The organism is Exiguobacterium sp. s192, from assembly GCF_018618795.1.
Taxonomy (GTDB): domain Bacteria; phylum Bacillota; class Bacilli; order Exiguobacteriales; family Exiguobacteriaceae; genus Exiguobacterium_A; species Exiguobacterium_A undae.
The window spans coordinates 1-22348 of sequence record NZ_JACSMS010000017.1 but is presented as its reverse complement, the minus strand read 5'-3'; the positions used below and the strand labels follow the sequence as shown (position 1 = coordinate 22348).

Sequence of the window (22348 nt, the reverse complement as noted above, 5' to 3'; positions counted from 1 at the left end):
CTCATTGCAGGATCCGGCGATCAATCTCAGCGAGCAACCGTTCCGCTTGCTCCGTCGTCTGCTGCAACGTTTGTTTGCCGCGATTCAGTGTCAACACCAATTTCCCGTCCTCTTGTCCCATCCCGAGACCACGCCCGATCGGAACCGTCCATTTGACGAAGTCAGCGACATCAAGCGACTGAGTCGTTTGTGCCGAAAGGACGATTTCGATTTTCGGATCCGTCTGTTTGACGCGTTCGATCCGTGCCCGCTCTGCAAAAATCCGCATCCGTGTCAACTGAATCAACCGGGCGACTTCGACCGGGAATTCCCCGAACCGTTCCAACATCTCGGACTCGAGCGACTCGAGACTTTCCGGTGTGTCCACATACTTCAATCGTTTATAGAATTCAATTTTCAATTCGGAGTCGGCCATATAATGGCTTGGGATGTAGGCATCCAGGCTGAACGTAAAGTCCGGTACGAATTTTTGGACTCTCCGTTTTCCTTTCATCCGCTCTTTGCGTTCTTCGACCGCTTCCGACAGCATTTGCGAATACAAATCAAATCCGACGGAATCGATGAAGCCTGATTGTTGCGATCCGAGCAAGTTCCCTGCCCCGCGAATCGATAAGTCGCGCATCGCGATTTTAAAACCACTGCCGAGTTCCGTAAACTCTTTGATCGCCTGCAGACGGCTTTCCGCAACCTCGGTCAACCGTTTTTGCGGACGGTATGTGAAGTAGGAATAGGCGACCCGGCTTGACCGACCGACACGTCCCCGCAGTTGATACAACTGGGAGAGCCCCATTTGATCCGCATCGTTGACAATCAACGTATTGACGTTCGGAATATCGATGCCGGTCTCGATGATCGTCGTACTGACCAAGACGTCGGCGTCCCCTTCAAAGAAGGTAATGAGCTGACTTTCGAGTTCACTTTCCGTCATGCGGCCATGAGCCGTCACGACACGTGCTTCCGGAACGAGTGCCCGGATTTCCTCTGCTTTGCGTTCGATCCCTTCGACCCGGTTGTAGAGGAAAAAGGCTTGTCCGCCGCGACCAAGTTCACGCTCCAACGCTTCCCGCATGACGATTCCGTCATATTCCATCACATACGTTTGAACCGGATAACGGTTTTCCGGTGGTGTCTCAAGCACCGACAAATCCCGAATACCGATCATCGACATATGCAGCGTCCGTGGAATCGGTGTCGCCGTTAAGGTCAGGACATCGACATTCGTTTTCAGCTGTTTCAGTCGTTCTTTATGTTTCACTCCGAACCGTTGCTCTTCATCGATGATCAGCAAGCCGATATCGGCAAACTGAACATCTTTGGATAAGACACGGTGTGTGCCGACGACGACATCAACCGTTCCTTCCTTCAATCCTTTTTTCGTCGCTTTTAGCTCTGCCGCCGAGCGGAAACGGCTCATGACGGACACGTTGATCGGCCAGTCGCTGAACCGTTCGAGCATCGTTTCGTAATGCTGTTGCGCAAGGACGGTAGTCGGGACAAGCAAGGCGACTTGTTTGCCGGCCATGACGGCTTTGAAGGCCGCTCGAATCGCGACTTCTGTTTTTCCGTAACCGACATCGCCGCACAACAGGCGGTCCATCGGACGGGAACGTTCCATGTCTTTTTTGATTTCTTCGATCGACCGCAACTGGTCGACCGTCTCTTCGTATGGGAATGAGGCTTCGAATGCCTGCGTGCTGTCATCATCTTCCGGAAAAGCAAATCCGACCGCTGCTTCGCGTGCCGCATACAATTTGATCAGCTCATCCGCGATGTCTTCGACGGATTTCTGGACTTTGGCTTTGACCTTTTTCCATTCCATTCCGCCCAGCTTGTAGATTTTCGGTTCTTTGCCTTCAGCCCCGACATATTTTTGGATCAAATCAATCTGGTCGACCGGGACGTACAACGAGTCCTCTCCGGCATAGATCAGATGCAGGTAATCTTGATGGTTCCCCGCGACATCAATCGTCTTAATCCCGTGGTACCGTCCAATCCCGTGATGAATGTGGACGACATAGTCACCGGTTTTCAATTCCTGATAACTTTTGATCCGTTCGGCATTCGTCAGTTTGGTCGTTTGTTTGCGTCGCCGTGCCGGTTGTTTAAAGACTTCTTCTTCTGTGATGACGACGAGGCGTGCGTTCGTCATCTCGAATCCGCCGTGGATGCCGCCGATCAGAATTGATGGATGCCCGCGGCGAATATCGTCTTCCGTCGTATGCAACGAGGCTTCGACCCCATAATCGGATAATGTCTGCCGCATCCGTTCGGCCCGTTCGCGGTTACTCGCTAAAAAGACCATCCACATATCCGCGCGACCGTACCGATCGACCTCTTGCTTCAGACGCTCCATTTGACCATGGAATGGGGCAATCGGTTTGATGCTGAAATGAATGGCAGCACTCTCCGGAACACCGCTCCGGCGTGTCGGGAGCAAGGACAGATACAGCAGTTGCCGTTGCTGAAACACCTTCATCATCGGAACGGCTAACGTGTACTCACTGACACTCTGTCCCCGTTCGATCAAGGAAGCCATCCATTCCGCTTCTTCCGTATCCTGGACTTCCGCTGCTTCCTCGATTCGGGCAATTTCATCGACGATCAAGACGGCATCTTTAATGTCGTCGAGTAACGTCGTTTGATAAAGCATTGGTGCATATTTCGCAAGCTGTTTTGGTCGCTCGCCGCTTTCAAGCACTTCGACATCGTAGGCGATGCCTTCTTCGAGCGCCGCCAAGACTTCCGTACTTTGGACCCGTTCCTTTGTCACGTCATACAACCGGCGCAACTGTTCCCCGGCGGTCCGCAACCCTTCACCGGTCGCAAAATGTTCGGCGGCAGGCGGTACTAACGCTTCCGCGATGACACCAAGCGAACGTTGTGTTTCCGCGTCGAACGTATAAATCGAATCCACTTCTTCATCAAACAAGTCCAACCGGTACGGACGTTCCACCGTCAACGGATACAAATCAATGATGCTTCCGCGCACCGCAAATTCACCCGGCGTCGTGACCGTAGCGGTCCGTTCGTATCCGGCATCAACCAATTCTTGAATAAAATCCGGAATCGACAAGATGTCGCCGGGCTTAATCCGTTTCGTATGCCCTAAAAAATCGGACGCTGACGGGACGTACCGTCTTAGACCGACGAGCGGAATGATCAGTATTCCGTCATCCGTCGTCAGGAGACGGTGCCTCGTCTCGATACGTGTCGCCCGGAGTTCCGGGCTCGCGCCGTAAGACAGTTCGGCCGCGAGTGTCTCGTCGACCGGATACAACATCACGTCTTGTTCCGGAACCAATTCAATCAGATCATCGTACAATTTTTGGGCTTGGAACATATTGTGCGTCACGATGACGAACCGTTTTTTTGTTTCCTGATAAATACCCGCGACGAACAACGCTTTCCCGCTGTTCATCAGTCCTGTGATCAGTTGGGCATTAACGCCGTCACGGAACCGTTCCCGGACGGTTTTAATCTCCGGAATACCGAGTAACAGATTTTGTAGTTGTTTCATACTTTCCCTCCTAGGACGACAGCAAAAACGCTTTGGATGTCCAAAGCGTTTTGTTCAGTTATAACGATTCATCAACGCCAAAAACGGCGTATCGATAAAATCGGTTGCGATATGAACCGAATCAGATAACACATGTTGCAACGTCACCTGTTCTGATTTTGCGAACGGCATCAAGACCCAGTCGATGACTTGGATCGGTGCCGGTGGCCGGCCGACGCCTAATTTTAATCGTTTAATGTCTTGTGTACCGAGATGTTGGATCAACGATTTGACTCCGTTATGTCCTCCGGCACTCCCTTTTGAACGCAAACGCATTTTCTCGAGTGGCAAATCCAGGTCATCATAGATGACAAGGACGTCTTCGACCGCAATTTTATAAAAATCGAGTAACGGACGGACCGCTTCACCCGACAAGTTCATATACGTCAATGGTTTAACGAGGACCACGCGCTCCCCTTTAATCATTCCCGTTCCGAAGACCGCTTTAAACTTCGACTCGGTTAATTTTATTCCGTGTTCCTTGGCCAGTGCATCGATTGCCAAAAAACCGATATTATGGCGTGTATTAGCGTACTTGGCGCCTGGATTGCCTAAACCGACGATACATTTCATACCGTCACCTCCTCTGCTTTCTCCTGCCGGATCCTTCAATCCGTCAGATGGTGGAAAAACAACAACGCACAAGGGTCCGATTTCTAAAAACCGGACCTTGGCGTTCATATCTGTTTGAAATCAGCTAAAGAGCGGGCTGATTGATTTTTGCTCATGGACACGGATGATTGCTTCTGCAAGCAAACGTGCGACAGAGATTTGTTTGATTTTGCTTGCGCATTCACGTTTCGTCAAATCAATTGTGTTCAAGACGACGAGTTCTTCAATCGCCGAGTTTTCGATCCGTTCCATCGCAGGACCCGACAGAACCGGGTGTGTACAGCAGGCATACACTTGCTTCGCCCCGTTTTCAATCAAAGCGTTGGCAGCGAGTGTGATCGTTCCTGCTGTATCGATGATGTCATCGATGATGATCGCGATTTTTCCGTCGACTTGGCCAACGATGTTCATGACTTCCGCCACGTTTGGTTTTGGACGACGCTTATCGATGATCGCGATTGGTGCTTTTAATTGTTCCGCTAATTTACGTGCCCGTGTCACACCGCCATGGTCTGGAGAAACAATGACGAGTTCGTTCGGGTCGATGTTCTTCTTCTCGAAGTAAGAAGCAAGCAAGGGAACACCCATTAATTGATCTACTGGAATATCGAAGAAACCTTGGATTTGAGCTGCATGGAGATCCATCGTCACGACGCGTGTCGCACCGGCAACTTCAAGCAAGTTCGCAACAAGCTTCGCTGTGATCGGCTCACGTGAACGTGCTTTACGGTCTTGACGCGCGTAGCCGTAATACGGAATAACGACGTTGATCGTCCGTGCGGAAGCTCGTTTTAACGCATCGATCATGATGAGCAACTCCATCAGGTTTTCATTGACCGGTTGGCTTGTCGATTGAATGATGTAAATATCATCCCCCCGGACACTTTCTTCGATGTTCATTGAAATTTCGCCGTCACTGAAGTGTTTGACTGAACTTTCGCTGACCGGAATCCCGATGACTTTAGCGATTTCCTCTGCCAGTGGTTTGTTCGAGTTAAGGGCGAAAATACGAATTTCATGTTCTAAGACAGTAGACATGGTTAGGTGGCCTCCATTTGTTTGGGTTTAGACGAGTAGAGCGACAGGTAAAATGAACGAATAAAATTAACGGTAATCAGGTTTAGTTGTCTGACGCTCACGTGCGATTGCCAGTCCGTTTTCCGGAACATCATCCGTAACGGTCGATCCTGCTGCGACAAGCGCATTTTTACCGACAGTGACCGGTGCGATCAAGTTGACGTTGCAGCCGATGAAGGCATCGTCTTCGATGACCGTCTGGAATTTATTTGTTCCATCGTAGTTGACAGTGATCGAACCGCATCCTAAGTTGACGTTTTTGCCGATTGTGGCATCGCCGACGTAACTTAAGTGGGCAGACTTGCTGCCTTCTCCGAACGTTGATTTCTTCACTTCAACGAAGTTTCCGATGCGCGTGTTGGCACCAAGTACGGCTTGTTGACGCAGATGGGCAAATGGACCGACTTGTGCGGCTGCTCCAATTTGACTGTCCGTCACAACCGATTGGCGGACGACGGCATGATCCGCGACTTCACTGTCCCGAATATCCGAGTTGGGTCCGATGATGCATTCAGAACCGATCGTTGTTTTTCCGAGCAATTGTGTCCCCGGGTACAAGACTGTATCCGAACCGATCACGACGTCCGGTCCGATGTACGTTGAAGAGGGATCAACAAACGTGACGCCTTGACGCATCCAATGCTCATTTGTCCGCTTGCGCATCGATGTTTCCGCCTGCGCGAGCGCGACACGGTCATTGACGCCAATCGTTTCTTCAAATGTCGGTGCAGCGTACGCAGCGATCGTTTCGCCGTCTGCTTTTGCGATTTCGATGACGTCCGGTAAATAATATTCACCTTGTACGTTATCATTTTTGACTTGTTTTAAAGCCGCAAACAACATCTCATTGTCAAACACGTACGTTCCGGTGTTGATTTCTGTGATTGCCAGTTCTTGTTCGTTCGCATCCTTATGCTCGACGATTTTCGAGACGTTTCCGTCTTCGCCGCGAACGATGCGACCGTAGCCTGTGGCGTCATCTGCATGTGCGGTTAGGACCGTCACTTTTGCGCCTGTTTCCGCATGATGCTGCAAGAGTGACTCAAGCGTTGTGCTCGTCAGGAGTGGCGTATCTCCACATACGACGAGTGTCGAGCCTGTTTCGTTCCCAAGTACAGGTTCTGCCATTTGAACAGCATGACCCGTGCCAAGCTGCTCGCTTTGAAGTGCATATTCCACCGATGTGCCGAGCACTTCTTTTACAGACTCTGCACCGTGACCGACAATAACGACTTGACGTGTGACACCAAGTGTCGTCAACTGATCAACGACATGTTGTACCATAGGCTTCCCAGCTACTGGGTGAAGTACTTTGTAGAGCTTTGATTTCATCCGAGTGCCTTTACCCGCTGCTAGAATTACCGCGAAATGATTCATCCTTGTCGCTCCTCCATGTAAATTAGTGTTGATTTCTTTCTGAAATAGTCCACTCGTTCCCACTATAACGAAAATGGCGCACCGAATCAATGACGGGACGGGGCGGAAGTCATGAAAAAGCACAAAAAAAGACAGGTTCTCCCATGAACGGAAACCTGTCTATTGAATTACGATCGATCGGTCGCTTCAAGTGGCGTCAACTCAAGCTCTGACGTTTCAGCATTTTCCTCACGAACCGCGTATGCTTCTAATACTGAATCTTCGACCTTTTTTCGCATTAATGCATTGATTGGATGGGCGACATCACGAAAGATGCCTTCCTGTGTCCGTTTGCTTGGCATCGCGACGAAAAGACCGCTGTTCCCTTCGATCACGCGTAAATCATGGACCACAAATTCGTGGTCGAGCGTAATCGAGGCAAGTGCTTTCATTCGACCCTCTGCTACGACGCGACGAATCTTGACGTCGGTGACATTCATTTTGTCCGCACCCCTTTTTATAACCGTTGTCACAACTCTTCGTTGTCTACTTCTACTTACGGCTTAAAACATTCAAAGGTTTAGCTTTTGCCAATCTTTTTACGCATAATTTCCAAAAGTTTGATAATTACAGTATAGTTACAAAAAAATCGTGTGTCAAATTCAGGTATTGTCACCATCTGTGAAATACTGGTCGACATTTCCGCGCTTCACTTGGATTTGTCCAAGATCCACGTCGACGTCCGCAAGCTTCATCAGACTGACGTACTCATTGACCATCTTCTTCTCGGCACCTTCTGCTTCAATCAGCACACCGACACCCGCCACGTTCGCTTCAAACTCACTGAGCAGACTCATCATGCCGCGAATCGTTCCGCCGGCTTTCATGAAGTCATCAATCAGCAGGACATTGGCACCACGGGGAAGACTCCGACGTGCCAGCGCCATCGTCCGAATCGCTTTTGACGAGCCGGAAACATAATTGATGCTGACGGTTGATCCTTCCGTCACCCGGCTGTCCGAGCGGACGATCACAAACGGTACACCCAGCTGTTCGGCGACCGCGTACGCAAGCGGAATCCCTTTCGTCGCGATCGTCATGACCACGTCGACCTTCTTCTGACTGAAGACAGAGGCGAAGACTTGCCCCATCTGTTTGACCATCCGCGGATCCCCGAGCAAGTCCGTCAGATATAAGTATCCGCCCGGCAACAAACGGTCCGGTCGTGCGACCCGTTCACATAACTCATCGATAAACGGTAACGCCTTCGCACTGCTCCACGTCGGAATGAACATGACGCCTCCAGCTGCCCCAGGAACGGTGACGAGTCGACCTGTCCCCTCATGCTCTAACATTTCACTGACAATATCTAAATCTTCACTGATCGAAGATTTCGCAGATTTATAACGTTCCGCGAATATCGTCAATGAGACCAGATGATGCGGATGGTCCAGCAGGTAACGTGTCATGTCTACGAGCCGACCGCTTCTCCGAATTTTCATCTAAATTGTTCCACCTCTCCGTAATTCCGAATATTCACTAGTGAATATATCATTTTCATACGGAAACTATCAATGGTTTTCCCCTAAAAGACGAACGACGTAGACTTCGTTGCAAAAACCTCGTAATCCGTTATAGAGCCGTTGTGCACGATTCTCATGTTCCGTCAAAGCGAAGACAGTTGGTCCGCTCCCGCTCATCAAGACGCCTTCCGCGCCGCAACTCGTCATAAATGCTTTAATCTGTTCGACTTCCGGATGCATCGGTAAGGTCACCGACTCAAGAACATTGCCCAGCGCATCACAAATCGCCGTGAAGTCCTGGTTTTTAACGGCCTCGATCATCGCCTCGACATCCGGGCGCTCGGCTGTCTTTAAATCCAGTGCCCCGTACACGTCTGCCGTCGAGACACCGATCGTCGGTTTCGCGAGGACGACCCAGCACGGCGGAGGAGACACGAGTTTCTCCAGTTTCTCACCACGTCCGGTCGCGATCGCTGTTCCGCCCATGACACAGAAGGGAACATCGGAACCAACTTCTGCTCCGATTTCCGCCAATTGTTCAAGCGTTAAATCGAGCTTCCACAATTCGTTCAGCCCACGCAGCGTCGCTGCCGCATCACTCGAGCCGCCCGCTAATCCGGCTGCGACCGGAATGTGTTTCTCAAGGTAGATCTCGACCCCGCTCTTGATATCAAAGCGCTCTTTCAAGACCGCTGCCGCCTTGTACGCTAAGTTGCGTTCGTCGTTCGGCACATACGCATGTTGCGCATTCATCCGAATCTCACCCGAAGCTAATTCCGTTAGTTCGAGCCGGTCTGCCAAATCAACTGTCGTCATCACCATATGTACATCATGATAACCGTCCGGACGTTTCGCCGTCGCATCCAATACTAAATTGATTTTTGCTGGTGCTTTTACAATAATCGTCATCGTGCCGTTCCTCCTCTAGTACGTATCCTGTACGAATTGTATCAACCTTTGCACAAAAAAAGAAGCGAACATTTCTGTCCGCTTCGGAAGGTAAGTTTACGAATTCGCAAATTCGATTTGTACGGAGTCGGTTAATACGTCGGCATAGCTATAAGAAACTCGCTCGACATTGTGGCGCTCTGCGTCTAGCTTGACTACAAACACCGATGGATACGTCTCAACGAGCGTTCCGATTCGGGTTACGACCTTTTTACGACCGCCGCTTGCTTTTAGCGTCAGTCTTTCACCAACATGTGTTTCAAAAACATGTCTGATTTCGTTCAACGTCTTTGGCATACGCTTCACCTCACTAATATTTATTATAGCATATGAATTAAATATTAGAAAGGGCAAATATTATATCCGTTCTTTTGTCTACCGTCAACGTTTTTTAATCGGCAAAAGTGCGTCGGCCAGCTGTGCGAATTCCTGCAGACTGAGTGTCTCACCGCGACGGCGCGGATCGATTCCCGCTTCGTGCAACGCTGCCTCAACCGCCTCTTTCTCGGCTTTTCCGAAGTGACTGGATAAGTTATTCAAAATCGTCTTCCGACGTTGCGCGAAACTGGCACGCGTCACTTCAAAGAACAACTTCTCATCCAACGTCTTAACGGCCGGTTCCTTTCGGATGTTCAGACGGATGACAGCCGAATCGACGTTTGGTGCCGGAATGAACACGTGTTTCGGAACCGTGAAGCACACTTCCGCTTCCGCATAGTATTGAATGGCAATCGATAACGAGCCGTAGGCTTTTGTCCCCGGTTTCGCTCCGATTCGTTCCGCCACCTCTTTTTGAATCATCATGATCAATGTCCGGAACGGTGTCCGTGCTTCCAGAATCCGCATGATGATCGGCGTCGTCACATAGTATGGAAGGTTCGCGACGACCGCAAGATCGGTAATGCCTTGTTGCGTGAATTCCTGATCGACGATTGTCTCAAGATCGAGCTCAAGCGCATCACCGTGGATGACCTTGACGTGAGGATACGGTGCCAGTGAATCATCCAGGATTGGTAAAAGCCGTTGATCAATTTCAAGGGCCACGACCTTTTTCGCTTGTTTCGCAGATTGCTCCGTCAACGAGCCAATCCCGGGACCAATTTCAAGCACTCCGCTGTCCGGTGTTAAATTGGCGGCACCAACGATGTTCCCCAGTACATTTAAATCAATTAAAAAGTTTTGCCCTAACGACTTTTTGAAGGAAAATCCGTGTTTTGCCAAGATTTCCTTTGTCCGGTGCAATGTTGCAATGTCTTTCAATCCTGTTCCTCCTCTATCTGTCTCAAAGCATCTTCCCATTCTTGTTTCGTAATCCGAATCGACGCCACCCGTTTGACGAGTTGTTTCGCGTTCGGCTCTCCGATTGCCAGCACCTGTCCAAGCCGTTTGCGACGTTTCGAAGCAGCAGGTCCGCCAATCAAATCGGCTGCGAGAATCATGTCCCGCGTCACTTCCGCTTCCTGCTGTTCTTCTGTCTCATACACTGCGCTGAGGGCTCGTTCAATCGCCTGCGGTGACGCGTGTTCGACGCCGATTTTACCGCGTTTGTCTTTGGCATCCGCCCGTGGCAAGTAAGCTTGTTTACATCCCGGAACCCGCTCGTTGATCCGTGCCCGGATCCGGTCCCCGGGGAAGTCCGGATCGGTAAAGACGATCACACCGCGCCGTTCGAGCGCTTTCGCGATGCGTTGCAACGTCTGTTCGTTGACAGCAGAACCGTTTGTTTCAATTGTATCGACATCGAATACTTCCTGTAACCGTGTCGTATCGTCCCGTCCTTCTACGACGATGACTTCTTTTAAGCGTTTCCGCATCGTTTCTTCTCCACCTTTTTCAAACACTTCCGTAATTGTACCTGTTTCCACAAAAAAAACAAGGAAGCGTCAATTGCCCGCTTCCGTCTCTGCTTCGTTCGGAATGACCCAAATCTGAATCGTTTTTCGACCAAACTGTTTCGCTGTCGTTTCACCGTCTACAAGAACATCGATTTTATTGCCTTTGATCGCACCGCCGGTATCAAGCGCAATCGAAAGCCCGACTCCTTCGACATAAACTTTTGTGCCGAGCGGGATGACTTTCGGATCGACGGCGATGATTGGTAACCCTTGGTACGTGATCGTATCCGTCACGTCGTAACCGGTTGCCGTCAAGGCACGTCCATCATACAACCGACTTCCGTTCGATGCCGGATCATTGGTGTAGGCCGTCGCTTCCACCATCAGGGTTTTTGCTTCTTTAAAATCCAAATCCGTTGCAGCCTGAGGTGCTTCCGCTAACGGCACTGTCGCTTTTTCCTTATCGAAGACCGGTGCCGGTGTGGCGGCAACCGCCTCGACGGGTTTTGTTCCGACTTTCACGACTTGTTTAACCGGTTGACTCGTCACATCATTCGCAATTAATTTCTTTTCTTTGCTCAGACCGTCCGCAAGCGTCAATTGGTACTTTTGCGTCCGGATCCCGGGGCGTCCGGTTTTCGTCACTAACTGTTCGCCGACCGGCAGTGTATCGTCTTCAATCGTCTCGACCTCAAACGGTAACAGCTGTTCTTCCGTCAAAACAGCACGCCGCGTCGTATTGACCGTGACGAGCATATCTTTTTGGACCGTCGTCTCAAGACTCGGCAATACTTTATCTTCCGCTTGCAGCTTCACGCCCTGCATCGCCAACAGCTCCCGGACTGTCGTCTGATACGTATAGATTTCCCGGGCTTTTCCTTCAACGATCAATTCGACCGGGAACGCTTCCCGGTACCGGACCGTCATCCCGGTCGTCAAGACCGCATCTTTTGCCGGATAAATGTCGTCAGTCTCCATTTGTTTGATGCCGCGTTCCTTCAATAGATCATCCACCCGCCGAGCTTGGGTTCTGACGGTTTGTGCTTCCCCGTATCCCATGATCAAGGTGACTTCTTTCGCCGGTTGAACGACAATCAAATCATTGTCCGGAAGATCGGCACTGAGCGCCGGCTCGATTTCATCCTGAGCGCGGACGGAAATTCCCGCTTCCTGCAACACACCGTACACCGAAGTTTCAAGCGTCTCGACCTGTGTCTCGCGTCCGTCCACCATAATCGTAACCGTACGGGGGTGATCCATCGACAGATAGAGTAGACTGGCGATCAGCAACAGCGTCGCGCCAATCGTCATATAAGCGACCGATCGAATCATGGAAGCCGGAATACGCGTTTTGCGTTTTCAGTCGTCGCCTGTTCGATATCCGCATACATCATCCCGCGCAACTGTGCGATTTCTTCCGCAACGAATCGGACGTACGCCGGTTCGTTTCGTTTTCCGCGGTATGGAGTTGGTGTCAGGTACGGGCAGTCCGTCTCAACGAGCAAACGATCGAGCGGCACTTCTTGCGCCACCCGTTTTGGTGTCTTCGCATTTTTAAACGTCACGGGTCCACCGAGTGAGATATAGAAGTTCATCGCCAGACAGCGCGGTAACAGTTCTGCGCTCATGCTGTAGCTGTGCAAAATCCCACCGACTTCCTTGGCGTCTTCTTCTTCGAGGATACGGAGTGTATCTTCCGTCGCCTCGCGGTTGTGAATGACGATCGGTTTATTTTTTTGTTTCGCCAAGCGGATTTGTTTTCGAAACGCCTCTTCTTGGACATCCTTCGGTGATGTATCCCAGTGGTAATCCAGTCCGATTTCCCCTAGGGCGACGACTTTCGGATGATCCATCAACCGTTCGACTTTCTGATAGGCCGCGTCGTCGAAATCAATCGAATCAACAGGATGCCAGCCGATGACCGCATAAAGATCATCATAGTGCTCGACCAGTTCCATCGCCCGGTCAATCGTCTTATGATCAAATCCGACGACAATCATCGGTGACACGCCGTTTGCGCGTGCCCGTTCAATCGTTTCCTCGACGTCACCGTCGAATTGATCCGAATTTAAATGTGTGTGTGTATCAATTAACATACCGTTCGACTCCCTCTTTCAAAAAAACGCCTGCGACATGAAGTCCACAGGCATCTGAATTATTTTACGCTTGCTCCGTTTGCCATCGTCGATGGGACCGTCGCTAGTTCAAGCTTACCTGATTTTTCAGCAGCCAGCACCATTCCTTGTGACAATTCTCCCCGTAATGTGACCGGTTTTAAATTGGCGACCACGATGACTTTCCGACCGACTAAATCTTCCGGCTCGTACCATTCAGCGATTCCAGAGACGATTTGACGGGTCTCTTTCCCCATATCAACGGTTAACTTCAACAATTTTTTTGCTTTTTTGATTTTTTCAGCCGTTACGACTTCCCCGACACGCAGTTCGATTTGATCGAAGACATCAATCGTCGTCTCCGGACGCTCGTCGGCATCGACCTCTTCTTCGACAGTCTCTTCTTCGACACGTGCAGCAGACGCTTGTTTCATCATCTCGACGATTGCCTCGACTTCTTCTTTCATGTCGCGACGCGGGAAGATCGGTTGGGCGACGCCCACTTTTGTTCCTTCCTCGATTGCTGCGAATTGTTCAAGGGCTGTCCAGTCCATCGGCTGTCCTTCAAGACCAAGCTGAAGGAACATTTCTTTTGGAGAACGTGTCATGAACGGTTGCAGCATGATCGCAACGTGGCGTAATGCGCCGACCAGATGGACCATCGAAGAAGCCAATTCGTTTGTTTTCGCTTCGTCTTTTGCAAGCACCCACGGCTGTGTTTCATCGATGTACTTGTTCGCCCGGCTGATCAATTGCCAGATGTGCGACAAAGCGACCGAGAATTCCATATGCTCCATTGATGCTTCGACTTTCTCGACCGTTTCTTTCGCAAGCGTCGACAATGTCTCATCAAACGGCGTGACATTTCCGACATAGGTCGGGATGACACCGTCGAAGTATTTTGTGATCATCGCAATCGTCCGGTTGAGTAAGTTACCGAGATCATTCGCAAGGTCAAAGTTCATCCGTTCGACGAATGCTTCTGGTGTGAACATCCCGTCTGATCCAAATGGCACTTCACGAAGCAGATAATAACGTAACGCATCGAGTCCATACCGGTCGATCATTGGAATCGGATCGACGACGTTTCCTTTTGACTTCGACATCTTCCCATCCTTCATCAGTAACCAGCCGTGTGCAAAGACTTGCTTCGGAAGCGGCAGGTCAAGCGCCATCAGCAATGCCGGCCAAACGATTGTATGGAAGCGGACGATTTCTTTTCCGACCAGATGAACATCCGCCGGCCAGTATTTATCGAAGTTTCCTTGATCATCCGTCCCGTAACCAAGCGATGAGATGTAGTTCGTCAACGCATCGACCCAGACGTAGACAACGTGTTTCGGGTTCGACGGTACTTTTACGCCCCAATCGAATGTTGTCCGGGAGACCGCAAGATCCTGAAGACCTGGTTTAATGAAGTTGTTGATCATCTCATGTTTCCGCGATTCCGGTAGGATGAACGATGGGTTCGCTTCATAGTACTCGACTAAACGATCCGCGTATTGACTGATTCGGAAGAAGTAACACTCTTCCCGAACGAGTTCGACCGGATGACCGCTGTCCGGGCTTTTGCCGTCAACGAGTTGTGACTCGGTGTAATACGTTTCGTCCGGAACGGAATACCATCCTTCATATTCGCCGAGATAGATGTCCCCTTTTTCGAGTAACGTCTCAAACACACGTTCCACGACTTCCTTGTGACGCGGTTCTGTCGTCCGGATATAGTCGTCATACGAGATATCCAGGCGATTCCACAAGACTTTGATCTGTTCAACGACGCCGTCGACAAACTCTTGTTCCGACACGCCCGCTTCTTTTGCTTTTTCCTGAATTTTTTGTCCGTGCTCATCTGTTCCTGTTAAGTAACGAACATCAAATCCTTGAAGGCGTTTATAACGTGCCATCGCGTCTCCCGCGACCGTCGTGTATGCATGACCGATATGTAGCTTTGCGCTAGGATAATAAATCGGTGTCGTGATATAAAATGTTTTTGCCATGATATTCCTCCGTTCTGTATTTCATTTCATTATTATACGCTGTTCTGTCGTCTGTGTCGAAACTCGTTTTTTGTCGAATCGAAACATTTTTTGACATCAGACATCAAATTACAGAAAAACACACTCAATAGTTTCATTTCCTTTAAAAAGGGAAAAACTATTAATAAATCGTTTCAGATATGGTTTTTTTGAGAAATAAATGACATTTTGATTTCAAGCTATTCAGATTGGTTGACTACTTTTGGAAAGTTTAGTATTCTACATTCTATAGAAGTGATGTCGAATTTTGACGATTTTCCAAAAAAAAAGAGAACCTAGACATCAGAGGAGGAACAACAAAATGAAATCAACAGGTATTGTACGTAAAGTAGACGAGCTCGGTCGGGTAGTTATTCCAATTGAACTTCGTCGGACTCTTCAAATCGCAGAGAAGGATGCACTCGAGATTTATGTCGACAACGAGCAGATCATCCTTAAAAAATACAAACCAAACATGACTTGCCAAGTAACAGGCGAAGTATCAGAAGATAACTTCAAATTGGCAGATGGTAAATTGATTCTCTCTCCAGACGGCGCACAACGTGTCCTCGTTGAGTTAAAAGATTTCCTCGATCGTCATTACGCAGGAAACGAATAAGTCAAAAGAAGCGATTCCAAACGGAGTCGCTTCTTTTTTTAGGATTCATGATAACGGAGGTACAGTTCCTGACGATCAAGTCCCCGCTCCTTGGCCACTCGTTTCAAGGCAGCATTCGGTTTTTCCCCTTGTTCGATGTACCGTTCGATTTGTTGCAGCGGATCAGCTTCTTGCGCGATTTCGCTCGGCCGTTCCTCGGTTGTTCCTTCGACGATGACGACAAACTCGCCGCGGACGTCTTCTCCCGCCCATTCGAGGGCTTCCGTCACTGATCCACGGATGTATTCTTCATACCGTTTCGTCAGTTCCCGGGCTAACGTCAGCTGACGGTCACCGAGTACGTCTCGCAAGGCCCCCAGCATCTCTTTTAAACGATGGGGTGCTTCATAGAAGATCAGGGTGCCGCTCTCATACCGAACCGTTTCCAGTGCCTCCCGGCGTTCTTTTTTCTTGCGCGGTAAAAACCCGTAATAGAGGAACCGTTCCGTCGCAAGACCGGATGCGACAAGTGCCGTCAAAGCTGCATTCGCTCCGGGTAAGACGATGACCGGTACATCGGCGTCGATCGCCAAGCGAATCAAATCACTGCCCGGGTCGGAAATGCCCGGCATCCCGGCGTCCGAGACGAGTGCGACTTGTTTGCCGTCCTGTAAGTCCGCGAGCAAACGTGCTCCGCTGACCTGTTTATTGTGTTCATGGTAACTGACGAGTTTCGTCTCGATCTCAAAATGATTAAAGAGTTTCATCGTTTGTCGTGTATCTTCCGCCGCGACGAGATCCGACTCTTGTAAAATCCGGACAGCCCGGTACGTCATGTCTTCTAAGTTTCCGATCGGCGTCGGAACGATGTACAGTCCCGCCGTTTGTCCTTTAAAGCTGCTGGTTGCTTTCATGCGATGTCATCCCTCCTTGAATGAGTTGTTCCTTTTTGGTCCGTGTCAGTTGTTTGATTGCATACTCTCGTTTCAAGGCGTCTGACTTCGTCGTGAATGTTTCGGTGTATTCGAGCACGACCGGCAGTCTGGCCCGGGTGTATTTTGCCCCTTGTCCGGCATTATGTGTCGCCAGCCGTTTTTCAACATCGACGGCATATCCGGTATAGAGACTGCCGTCCCGACAACGGACGATATAGACGGCGTGGTGCTCAGACATCGAACTGGTTCCGCATCTGCTCGGTGTACGTATCATCCTGTTCATACACGATGAACGGGGATAATACTTTTAACCCCGGTTTGGCGTCTTTGATGCCTTCAATCAACAGCATGTTGGCTTCTTTGCCTTCTTTCGGATAAATCAGTTGCATCCGCTTCGGTTCGAGCCGGTACTGACGCATCAAGGTCACGATGTCGAGCAGACGCTCCGGGCGATGGACAAATGCCGTTTTCCCGCCTTGCTTCAGGAGATCGGCGGCCGACCGGATACAATCTTCCAGCGTACATAAAACTTCGTGCCGGGCAATCGTATAATGTTCACTTTGGTTCCGGTTCGAGGATTCGTTAGCCAAGAAGTATGGCGGGTTACACGTGACGGCATCGTACAGCCCGTATCCCAACTGTTTTCCTGCTTCCTTGACATCTCCTTCGATCATCTTCAACTGGTCCTGTTTTTCGTTAAACGCGATGCTGCGCCGTGCCATGTCGACCAGACGCGGTTGAATTTCAAGACCGGTGATCGTCCCTTTGGTCCGGTACGATAAAAATAACGGAATGGCCCCGTTGCCGGCGCAAAGATCCACTAATTTCCCTTGTTGGATCGGTACCCAGGCGAATTGTGCGAGTAACGCGGCATCAAGCGAATATGAAAATACGCTGGGACTTTGAATGATGTGCCCTTCTTTTCCAAGCAGATGATCAAGTCGCTCATCTGATAGTAATTCAGCCATACAGTTCTTCCTTTCTGAAAAAAAGACTGACTCCTAGGAAGTCAGCCTCTCAATGTTTCGTTAACATGGACAAGCAGAACAGACAGTCTCCGTCTTTACGGACTTGACCATAATGCAGGTTACAAATATGGAACCCTTCTTGATAGAGCCGTCCTAAATTGTCATAACCGGCTCCAACCCCGGCTTCCGCTTCCGCTTCTTCCGTGATCGGTTGTTGTTCATCACGCTCCACTTTCTCACGGAGGTGGTGATTCTCAAGATAAAGGTGTTGATTCTCCTCCATCATATAAGCAAGCTGATCTTTTAACACGCTCAGATGCTCCGTCAGCAAGTGAATCTGTTGCTCGATCGCATCGACACGCGTAATGATTTCTTTTTTATCGACTCTCTCCACGCGTATGCACCCCGTCATTCTTTTGGTCGTTTTTGTTTTACGGCACCGACGGACAGTAATTCCTCCATCGAGTATGTGAGGACCCGGGAACGGTCTTTTAATTCGATTTGGACGATTTGATCGAGGATATTCAGACCAACGACCCGTCCTTCCCCTTCAGGAACGGTCAGACGTTTTCCGTAATCCGGCAAATCGCGTCGCATTTCTTCGTACGTGTCATTTTCGTATTTGAGACAACACATCAAACGACCGCACACACCAGAAATCTTGGTTGGATTTAAGGAAAGATTTTGATCTTTTGCCATCTTGATCGAGACGGGTTCAAATTCTCCTAAGAAAGAAGAACAACAGAGGACGCGGCCGCACGGACCGATTCCACCAAGCAATTTCGCTTCATCCCGTACGCCGATTTGACGTAATTCAATCCGGGTCCGGAAGACCGCAGCTAAATCTTTGACGAGTTCACGGAAGTCGACACGACCTTCGGCTGTGAAATAGAAAATGACTTTATTTCGATCAAATGTATATTCGACGTCGACTAATTTCATATCGAGCTTGTGCTCCCGAATTTTTTCGACGCAGACAGCGTGCGCATCAAACGCCGCCATTTTATTTTCACGGACAATCATCGCGTCTTTATCATCCGCGACGCGAAGAATTGATTTCAGCGGCAAGACCACATCATCTTCGTCCATTTGTTTATCGGCAATTACCACTTCACCATATTCAATGCCCCGCACTGTCTCAACGATGACGGATTGTCCTCGTGATAATGACTCTTGTCCAGGTGCAAAATAATAAATTTTGCCCGCTTCTTTAAAGCGAACGCCTACTACTTCTAGCATATCGCTCTACCCTTTCTGTAAGTCAAACATGAGACGCTCAACTGTTAATTGAGGATTAACATTTGCTTCGATCCGTTTAACGGCTGCGAGTACTGCCTGCAACCAACGTGTGATCGTCGTCTGACTTTTTCCACCCATCTGTTCAAGTAATGGTCGGCTGTTTGCATAGGTGATCATTTCCCATGACGGATTCAGTTTAAGATGCAGGACATCTTCAAAGAAACACGTCACCAGTTCCAGACCAATCCGCGCATCTTGCCGGTTTTTAAATTGAGTGATCCATTTCTCTTGGACGAACAGAGGTAAATCGGCCGGACGATTCGCTAATTCCTCCATCAATTGTAACACTGACACTCGCGCATTTACAAACCAGTCTTCGACCAATGCCTGCTCCGCATCCTCGATTTTCGGATAGACCCGTGCAGCGAGTTGGGTTAATTCGCTATCCCGTCCCGTTTTTTCGGATAAGACCTGTCCGATCAACAAGCGATCCGCCGGTCGAAAACTTAACAATTGACCGCGTGAACGAATCGTCGGTAACAACAACTGCGGCTGATTCGTGATTAAAATCGCCACTTTTCCCGCACCCGGTTCTTCAAAGAACTTCAATAAACTGTTCGCGGCTTGCGGCGTCATCTTATGCGATTGCGTCACGACGTAGATTTGGCGATCCCCTTCGAGACCACGCAACGACAGATCATGCATCAACTGCTGAATCTGTTCCTTCTTGATCGTCGCCCCATCCGGTTCGATTTGATAGTAGTCGACCAAGTTCCCACTGTCCATCCGGCGGCAACTCCGGCATGTTTGACACGGCTCGATTTGATCTTTTTTCTCACAAAACAGACTTTTGGCGAACAACTGAGCCGCCTCCAGAAGAAGCGGCTCATAGTCTCCGGTAAAGATATAAGCATGATTGATCCGATTGGTCCGTAACGAATTTTGTAAAATGGTCGCGATGACCGATTGTGTTTGTTCTAGTTCATGGAATGTTTGCATCAGAATTGATGAAACCCTTCGATTGGCAAGACGAACACCGTCGCTCCACCGACCTGTACTTCAACAGGATAAGGGATATAGGAATCAGCATGACCGCCCATTGGGGAGATTGGCGAAACCATCTGTTCCCGGCTCGAACAATTCTTTTTAATCAGACGCATCAAGTCATCCAAGCGTTCACTCTGAACACCAATCATGAACGTCGTGTTTCCCTCTTTCAGGAATCCACCCGTCGTTGCAAGTTTTGTCGCCCGGAAATCATGTTCGACCAATGCTTCTGCTAAACGTAAGCTGTCTTTATCTTGAACAATCGTAATAACCATTTTCATGATAATCGCTCCCTTTTCTCTAGATAGGTCAGGACATCCTGACGCAAGATTTGTTGTAAGTCATCGATTGAGTGGTTGGCGTCTACCAGTTGAATCCGCTCCGGCTCCTGTTCGGCTAATGTCAAAAATCCTTCATATACCCGTTGACGGAAGCCGTCATCTCGTTGCTCAATCCGGTCGAGCGCCCCCCGCTCCACCATTCGTCGTTTCGAATCCGCGACCGTCAAGTCAAACAGATAAGTCCGGTCGGGTGTCAAACCGTTTGTGGCTTGCCGGTTGATTTCCTGCACCTGTTCAATGGAATAACCCAGTCCATATCCTTGATAGGCAATCGATGCATCGATGAACCGATCGCATAACACGATTTTCCCGGCGGCAAGGGCCGGGCGGATCAATTCATTGACATGTTGCGCGCGTGACGCCGCGTACAGTAGAATTTCGGTCATCTCATCCATCTCTTTAAAATCCGGATTCAAAATCAATGACCGAATTTCATTACCGATTCGTGTGCCGCCCGGTTCCCGCGTCATCACGATTTCATATCCTTCGGCTTTCAAATGATCTGCAAGTAGTTGTAATTGAGTCGTTTTTCCGGCGCCATCTGGCCCCTCTACGGTAATAAAAGTTCCTGTCATTCTGTAATTCCTTCCTGTATCACACGCAATTTTCCTTCATATAGAAGCTCCCCACCTTGGAGATGGACGGATGTGGTCATATACTGCTTCATCATTTCGATGTGTGCTTGCGTCACCCGTTCGCCCCGTAGTAAGAGTGGAACACCGGGGGGATAGGGAATGATCGTCTCAAGTGAAACAGAATCGACTGCCTCTTCAAAAGACCGTTCGACTGCCACGGTACGCTCCAGTTGATCGAGTGGACAAGCAAGTGATGATACCTTTATTTTACCCATAATAGGTTGTTCCATATACCTTTTATCGGGAATTCCTTCTGTTTTCATCATATCAAGTGCCTGTTTGATTTGTTCAATCCATGCATTCCGTTCGGATTCCGGTAAGAGGCGCAACGGTAAAATACAAACGACATGTTCCCCGAGAGCAAACTCTGCATCTATCCCCTGCTTGGCCAATGCTGCCAACACTTGATTCCCGGAATACCCGCGGCAGGAGACAATCATCCGCGACCAATCATCAAACGTAAATACGTCCAGCTCAGTGTGTTGATTGAGTTGTTGGTGAAAGTGTTCATGGCTGTTCCGTATTTCCAACATCTGTTCAACCGTAAATTGTTGACGGTAATCGCGGGCAAAATCAAGTGAAGCCATCAGCAAGTAGGACGGACTGGACGTTTGAAAGGCTTGAAGCGCACGTGTTAGCCGTCTTCGTTCGTCATCCGTGAAACGTTCATGGATCCACGCCCCCATCGTCAATGCAGGTAATGTCTTATGGGCAGATTGAACAACGGCGGTTGCACCTAACTCAAAGGCAGAGCGAACTCCAAAAGCTTCCCCAAAATGTGCACCATGTGCTTCATCGACGAGTAAGGGTAACCCGTGCGACTTCGTCAATTGAACCCATTTATCAATCTCGGCGCTTTCTCCATAATAGGTGGGTGACGTCAAAAAGACTGCTACTCCTCCGGGATACAGCTTCAAGGCCTCTTCTAATGTTTCACGTGAAACATTTCCGCTGATTCCTGTTGCATGGTAGTCCGGTTCCATTAAAACAGGCGATAACCCCAACCATTCCAACGCATTAAAAACAGACTTGTGTGAGTTCCGTTGCACGTAGATCCGGTCTCCACGACTCGCAACTGCTGCTAACATCGCCCAATTCCCGACAGTCGATCCATTCACCAGAAAATGACTGTCCGAGGCATCATAGATTTGACGCAATAAAAGTTTTGCTTCGTAGATGGCTTCTTCAGGATGATGAAAATCATCCAAACCAGCCAACTCTGTTTTATCCCATTCTAAAAAAGAAGGTAAGCCGTTTAGTAACGTTCCGTTTTTATGACCGGGAACGTGCCAAGAACTAGCTTTCCTTTCTACATGAGCATACAGTGCTTCAACAATCGGCATCCGACCTTTCATATCCGTACAGTCCTTTCTGATTTAAAGTACAAAAAAACCGACCTGCAGATGCAGATCGGTTTCTTCAATTGCCTGGCAACGTCCTATCCTCACAGGGGGAAGCCCCCAACTACTTTCGGCGTTCAAGTGCTTAACTTCCGTGTTCGGCATGGGAACGGGTGTGACCACTTGGCTATCGTCACCAGACGACGGGC

23 protein-coding genes and 1 rRNA gene are annotated in these 22348 nt (G+C 49.4%); 1 reads left to right on the top strand and 23 read right to left on the bottom strand.

The window, feature by feature from the left end; translation table 11 throughout:
* Position 1: 1 nt before the first annotated feature.
* The 13 genes from mfd to metG all read right to left on the bottom strand — a co-directional run bounded on the left by mfd (position 2) and on the right by metG (position 15018).
* The gene (gene mfd, locus KNP87_RS16285; protein WP_214722306.1) at positions 2-3517 is read right to left on the bottom strand and encodes a transcription-repair coupling factor; all 3516 of its coding nucleotides are present in this window, start codon (positions 3515-3517) and stop codon (positions 2-4) included.
* Positions 3518-3571: 54 nt separating this feature from the next.
* The gene (gene pth, locus KNP87_RS16280) at positions 3572-4129 is read right to left on the bottom strand and encodes an aminoacyl-tRNA hydrolase (protein WP_026831550.1); all 558 of its coding nucleotides are present in this window, start codon (positions 4127-4129) and stop codon (positions 3572-3574) included.
* A gap of 120 nt (positions 4130-4249) precedes the next feature.
* Complete coding sequence (locus KNP87_RS16275; RefSeq protein ID WP_014969100.1) at positions 4250-5206, bottom strand: ribose-phosphate diphosphokinase; 957 nt, start codon at positions 5204-5206, stop codon at positions 4250-4252.
* Positions 5207-5272: 66 nt separating this feature from the next.
* Complete coding sequence (gene glmU / locus KNP87_RS16270; RefSeq protein ID WP_028105328.1) at positions 5273-6622, bottom strand: bifunctional UDP-N-acetylglucosamine diphosphorylase/glucosamine-1-phosphate N-acetyltransferase GlmU; 1350 nt, start codon at positions 6620-6622, stop codon at positions 5273-5275.
* 167 nt (positions 6623-6789) lie between these two features.
* Positions 6790-7101: a septation regulator SpoVG gene (gene spoVG, locus KNP87_RS16265; protein ID WP_026831552.1), complete on the bottom strand. Its 312-nt coding sequence runs from the start codon at positions 7099-7101 to the stop codon at positions 6790-6792.
* 162 nt (positions 7102-7263) lie between these two features.
* Positions 7264-8103, bottom strand: a complete 840-nt coding sequence (gene purR, locus KNP87_RS16260; RefSeq protein ID WP_026831553.1) for a pur operon repressor — start codon at positions 8101-8103, stop codon at positions 7264-7266.
* Between the two features lie 69 nt (positions 8104-8172).
* A complete protein-coding gene (gene ispE / locus KNP87_RS16255) occupies positions 8173-9033 on the bottom strand; it encodes a 4-(cytidine 5'-diphospho)-2-C-methyl-D-erythritol kinase (protein WP_028105329.1) in 861 nt (286 codons plus the stop codon).
* A gap of 96 nt (positions 9034-9129) precedes the next feature.
* The gene (locus KNP87_RS16250; RefSeq protein WP_012368950.1) at positions 9130-9369 is read right to left on the bottom strand and encodes a Veg family protein; all 240 of its coding nucleotides are present in this window, start codon (positions 9367-9369) and stop codon (positions 9130-9132) included.
* Between the two features lie 84 nt (positions 9370-9453).
* Entirely contained in the window at positions 9454-10332 is an 879-nt protein-coding gene (gene rsmA, locus KNP87_RS16245) for a 16S rRNA (adenine(1518)-N(6)/adenine(1519)-N(6))-dimethyltransferase RsmA (RefSeq protein ID WP_026831555.1), read from the bottom strand.
* Positions 10329-10886 (bottom strand): ribonuclease M5, encoded by a 558-nt coding sequence (gene rnmV / locus KNP87_RS16240; protein WP_026831556.1) that lies wholly within the window; start codon positions 10884-10886, stop codon positions 10329-10331. The genes rsmA and rnmV overlap by 4 nt, the downstream gene beginning before the upstream one ends.
* Before the next feature lie 69 nt (positions 10887-10955).
* Positions 10956-12239, bottom strand: a complete 1284-nt coding sequence (locus KNP87_RS16235) for a 3D domain-containing protein (protein ID WP_214722305.1) — start codon at positions 12237-12239, stop codon at positions 10956-10958.
* Positions 12236-13003: a TatD family hydrolase gene (locus KNP87_RS16230; RefSeq protein ID WP_119924084.1), complete on the bottom strand. Its 768-nt coding sequence runs from the start codon at positions 13001-13003 to the stop codon at positions 12236-12238. The genes KNP87_RS16235 and KNP87_RS16230 overlap by 4 nt, the downstream gene beginning before the upstream one ends.
* A gap of 59 nt (positions 13004-13062) precedes the next feature.
* A complete protein-coding gene (gene metG, locus KNP87_RS16225) occupies positions 13063-15018 on the bottom strand; it encodes a methionine--tRNA ligase (RefSeq protein ID WP_119924083.1) in 1956 nt (651 codons plus the stop codon).
* Positions 15019-15358: 340 nt separating this feature from the next.
* On the opposite strand from metG, the gene KNP87_RS16220 reads away from it, so the two are divergent.
* Positions 15359-15655 (top strand): transition state genes transcriptional regulator AbrB, encoded by a 297-nt coding sequence (locus KNP87_RS16220; protein WP_012368944.1) that lies wholly within the window; start codon positions 15359-15361, stop codon positions 15653-15655.
* Between the two features lie 38 nt (positions 15656-15693).
* On the opposite strand, the gene rsmI is transcribed toward KNP87_RS16220, so the two are convergent.
* From rsmI to rrf, 10 genes are all read right to left on the bottom strand, one after another.
* The gene (rsmI, locus tag KNP87_RS16215) at positions 15694-16548 is read right to left on the bottom strand and encodes a 16S rRNA (cytidine(1402)-2'-O)-methyltransferase (protein ID WP_026831560.1); all 855 of its coding nucleotides are present in this window, start codon (positions 16546-16548) and stop codon (positions 15694-15696) included.
* Positions 16526-16807: a GIY-YIG nuclease family protein gene (locus KNP87_RS16210; protein WP_026831561.1), complete on the bottom strand. Its 282-nt coding sequence runs from the start codon at positions 16805-16807 to the stop codon at positions 16526-16528. Before KNP87_RS16210 ends, rsmI begins: the two co-directional genes overlap by 23 nt.
* Positions 16800-17537, bottom strand: coding sequence for a tRNA1(Val) (adenine(37)-N6)-methyltransferase (locus KNP87_RS16205; RefSeq protein ID WP_214722304.1), 738 nt, complete (start codon positions 17535-17537; stop codon positions 16800-16802). The genes KNP87_RS16210 and KNP87_RS16205 overlap by 8 nt, the downstream gene beginning before the upstream one ends.
* 49 nt (positions 17538-17586) lie before the next feature.
* On the bottom strand, positions 17587-17949 hold the full coding sequence (gene yabA / locus KNP87_RS16200; RefSeq protein ID WP_026831563.1) for a DNA replication initiation control protein YabA: 363 nt from the start codon (positions 17947-17949) through the stop codon (positions 17587-17589).
* Positions 17946-18776 (bottom strand): PSP1 domain-containing protein, encoded by an 831-nt coding sequence (locus KNP87_RS16195; RefSeq protein WP_026827009.1) that lies wholly within the window; start codon positions 18774-18776, stop codon positions 17946-17948. The genes yabA and KNP87_RS16195 overlap by 4 nt, the downstream gene beginning before the upstream one ends.
* Before the next feature lie 6 nt (positions 18777-18782).
* Positions 18783-19775 (bottom strand): DNA polymerase, encoded by a 993-nt coding sequence (locus KNP87_RS16190; RefSeq protein WP_026831564.1) that lies wholly within the window; start codon positions 19773-19775, stop codon positions 18783-18785.
* Entirely contained in the window at positions 19775-20104 is a 330-nt protein-coding gene (locus KNP87_RS16185) for a cyclic-di-AMP receptor (protein ID WP_012368937.1), read from the bottom strand. Before KNP87_RS16185 ends, KNP87_RS16190 begins: the two co-directional genes overlap by 1 nt.
* Positions 20101-20739: a dTMP kinase gene (tmk, locus tag KNP87_RS16180; RefSeq protein WP_028105334.1), complete on the bottom strand. Its 639-nt coding sequence runs from the start codon at positions 20737-20739 to the stop codon at positions 20101-20103. Before tmk ends, KNP87_RS16185 begins: the two co-directional genes overlap by 4 nt.
* Complete coding sequence (locus tag KNP87_RS16175; protein ID WP_251135662.1) at positions 20736-22154, bottom strand: aminotransferase class I/II-fold pyridoxal phosphate-dependent enzyme; 1419 nt, start codon at positions 22152-22154, stop codon at positions 20736-20738. Before KNP87_RS16175 ends, tmk begins: the two co-directional genes overlap by 4 nt.
* Before the next feature lie 70 nt (positions 22155-22224).
* A 5S ribosomal RNA gene (gene rrf / locus KNP87_RS16170) occupies positions 22225-22340 on the bottom strand.
* Positions 22341-22348: the final 8 nt, after the last annotated feature.

Coding starts and splice junctions, on each gene's coding strand:
- mfd (WP_214722306.1), bottom strand. CDS start 3,517: ATGAAACAACTACAAAATCTGTTACTCGGTATTCCGGAGATTAAAACC.
- pth (WP_026831550.1), bottom strand. CDS start 4,129: ATGAAATGTATCGTCGGTTTAGGCAATCCAGGCGCCAAGTACGCTAAT.
- KNP87_RS16275 (WP_014969100.1), bottom strand. CDS start 5,206: ATGTCTACTGTCTTAGAACATGAAATTCGTATTTTCGCCCTTAACTCG.
- glmU (WP_028105328.1), bottom strand. CDS start 6,622: ATGAATCATTTCGCGGTAATTCTAGCAGCGGGTAAAGGCACTCGGATG.
- spoVG (WP_026831552.1), bottom strand. CDS start 7,101: ATGAATGTCACCGACGTCAAGATTCGTCGCGTCGTAGCAGAGGGTCGA.
- purR (WP_026831553.1), bottom strand. CDS start 8,103: ATGAAAATTCGGAGAAGCGGTCGGCTCGTAGACATGACACGTTACCTG.
- ispE (WP_028105329.1), bottom strand. CDS start 9,033: ATGACGATTATTGTAAAAGCACCAGCAAAAATCAATTTAGTATTGGAT.
- KNP87_RS16250 (WP_012368950.1), bottom strand. CDS start 9,369: ATGCCAAAGACGTTGAACGAAATCAGACATGTTTTTGAAACACATGTT.
- rnmV (WP_026831556.1), bottom strand. CDS start 10,886: ATGCGGAAACGCTTAAAAGAAGTCATCGTCGTAGAAGGACGGGACGAT.
- KNP87_RS16235 (WP_214722305.1), bottom strand. CDS start 12,239: ATGATTCGATCGGTCGCTTATATGACGATTGGCGCGACGCTGTTGCTG.
- KNP87_RS16230 (WP_119924084.1), bottom strand. CDS start 13,003: ATGTTAATTGATACACACACACATTTAAATTCGGATCAATTCGACGGT.
- metG (WP_119924083.1), bottom strand. CDS start 15,018: ATGGCAAAAACATTTTATATCACGACACCGATTTATTATCCTAGCGCA.
- KNP87_RS16220 (WP_012368944.1), top strand. CDS start 15,359: ATGAAATCAACAGGTATTGTACGTAAAGTAGACGAGCTCGGTCGGGTA.
- rsmI (WP_026831560.1), bottom strand. CDS start 16,548: ATGAAAGCAACCAGCAGCTTTAAAGGACAAACGGCGGGACTGTACATC.
- KNP87_RS16210 (WP_026831561.1), bottom strand. CDS start 16,807: ATGTCTGAGCACCACGCCGTCTATATCGTCCGTTGTCGGGACGGCAGT.
- KNP87_RS16205 (WP_214722304.1), bottom strand. CDS start 17,537: ATGGCTGAATTACTATCAGATGAGCGACTTGATCATCTGCTTGGAAAA.
- yabA (WP_026831563.1), bottom strand. CDS start 17,949: ATGACGGGGTGCATACGCGTGGAGAGAGTCGATAAAAAAGAAATCATT.
- KNP87_RS16195 (WP_026827009.1), bottom strand. CDS start 18,776: ATGCTAGAAGTAGTAGGCGTTCGCTTTAAAGAAGCGGGCAAAATTTAT.
- KNP87_RS16190 (WP_026831564.1), bottom strand. CDS start 19,775: ATGCAAACATTCCATGAACTAGAACAAACACAATCGGTCATCGCGACC.
- KNP87_RS16185 (WP_012368937.1), bottom strand. CDS start 20,104: ATGAAAATGGTTATTACGATTGTTCAAGATAAAGACAGCTTACGTTTA.
- tmk (WP_028105334.1), bottom strand. CDS start 20,739: ATGACAGGAACTTTTATTACCGTAGAGGGGCCAGATGGCGCCGGAAAA.
- KNP87_RS16175 (WP_251135662.1), bottom strand. CDS start 22,154: ATGAAAGGTCGGATGCCGATTGTTGAAGCACTGTATGCTCATGTAGAA.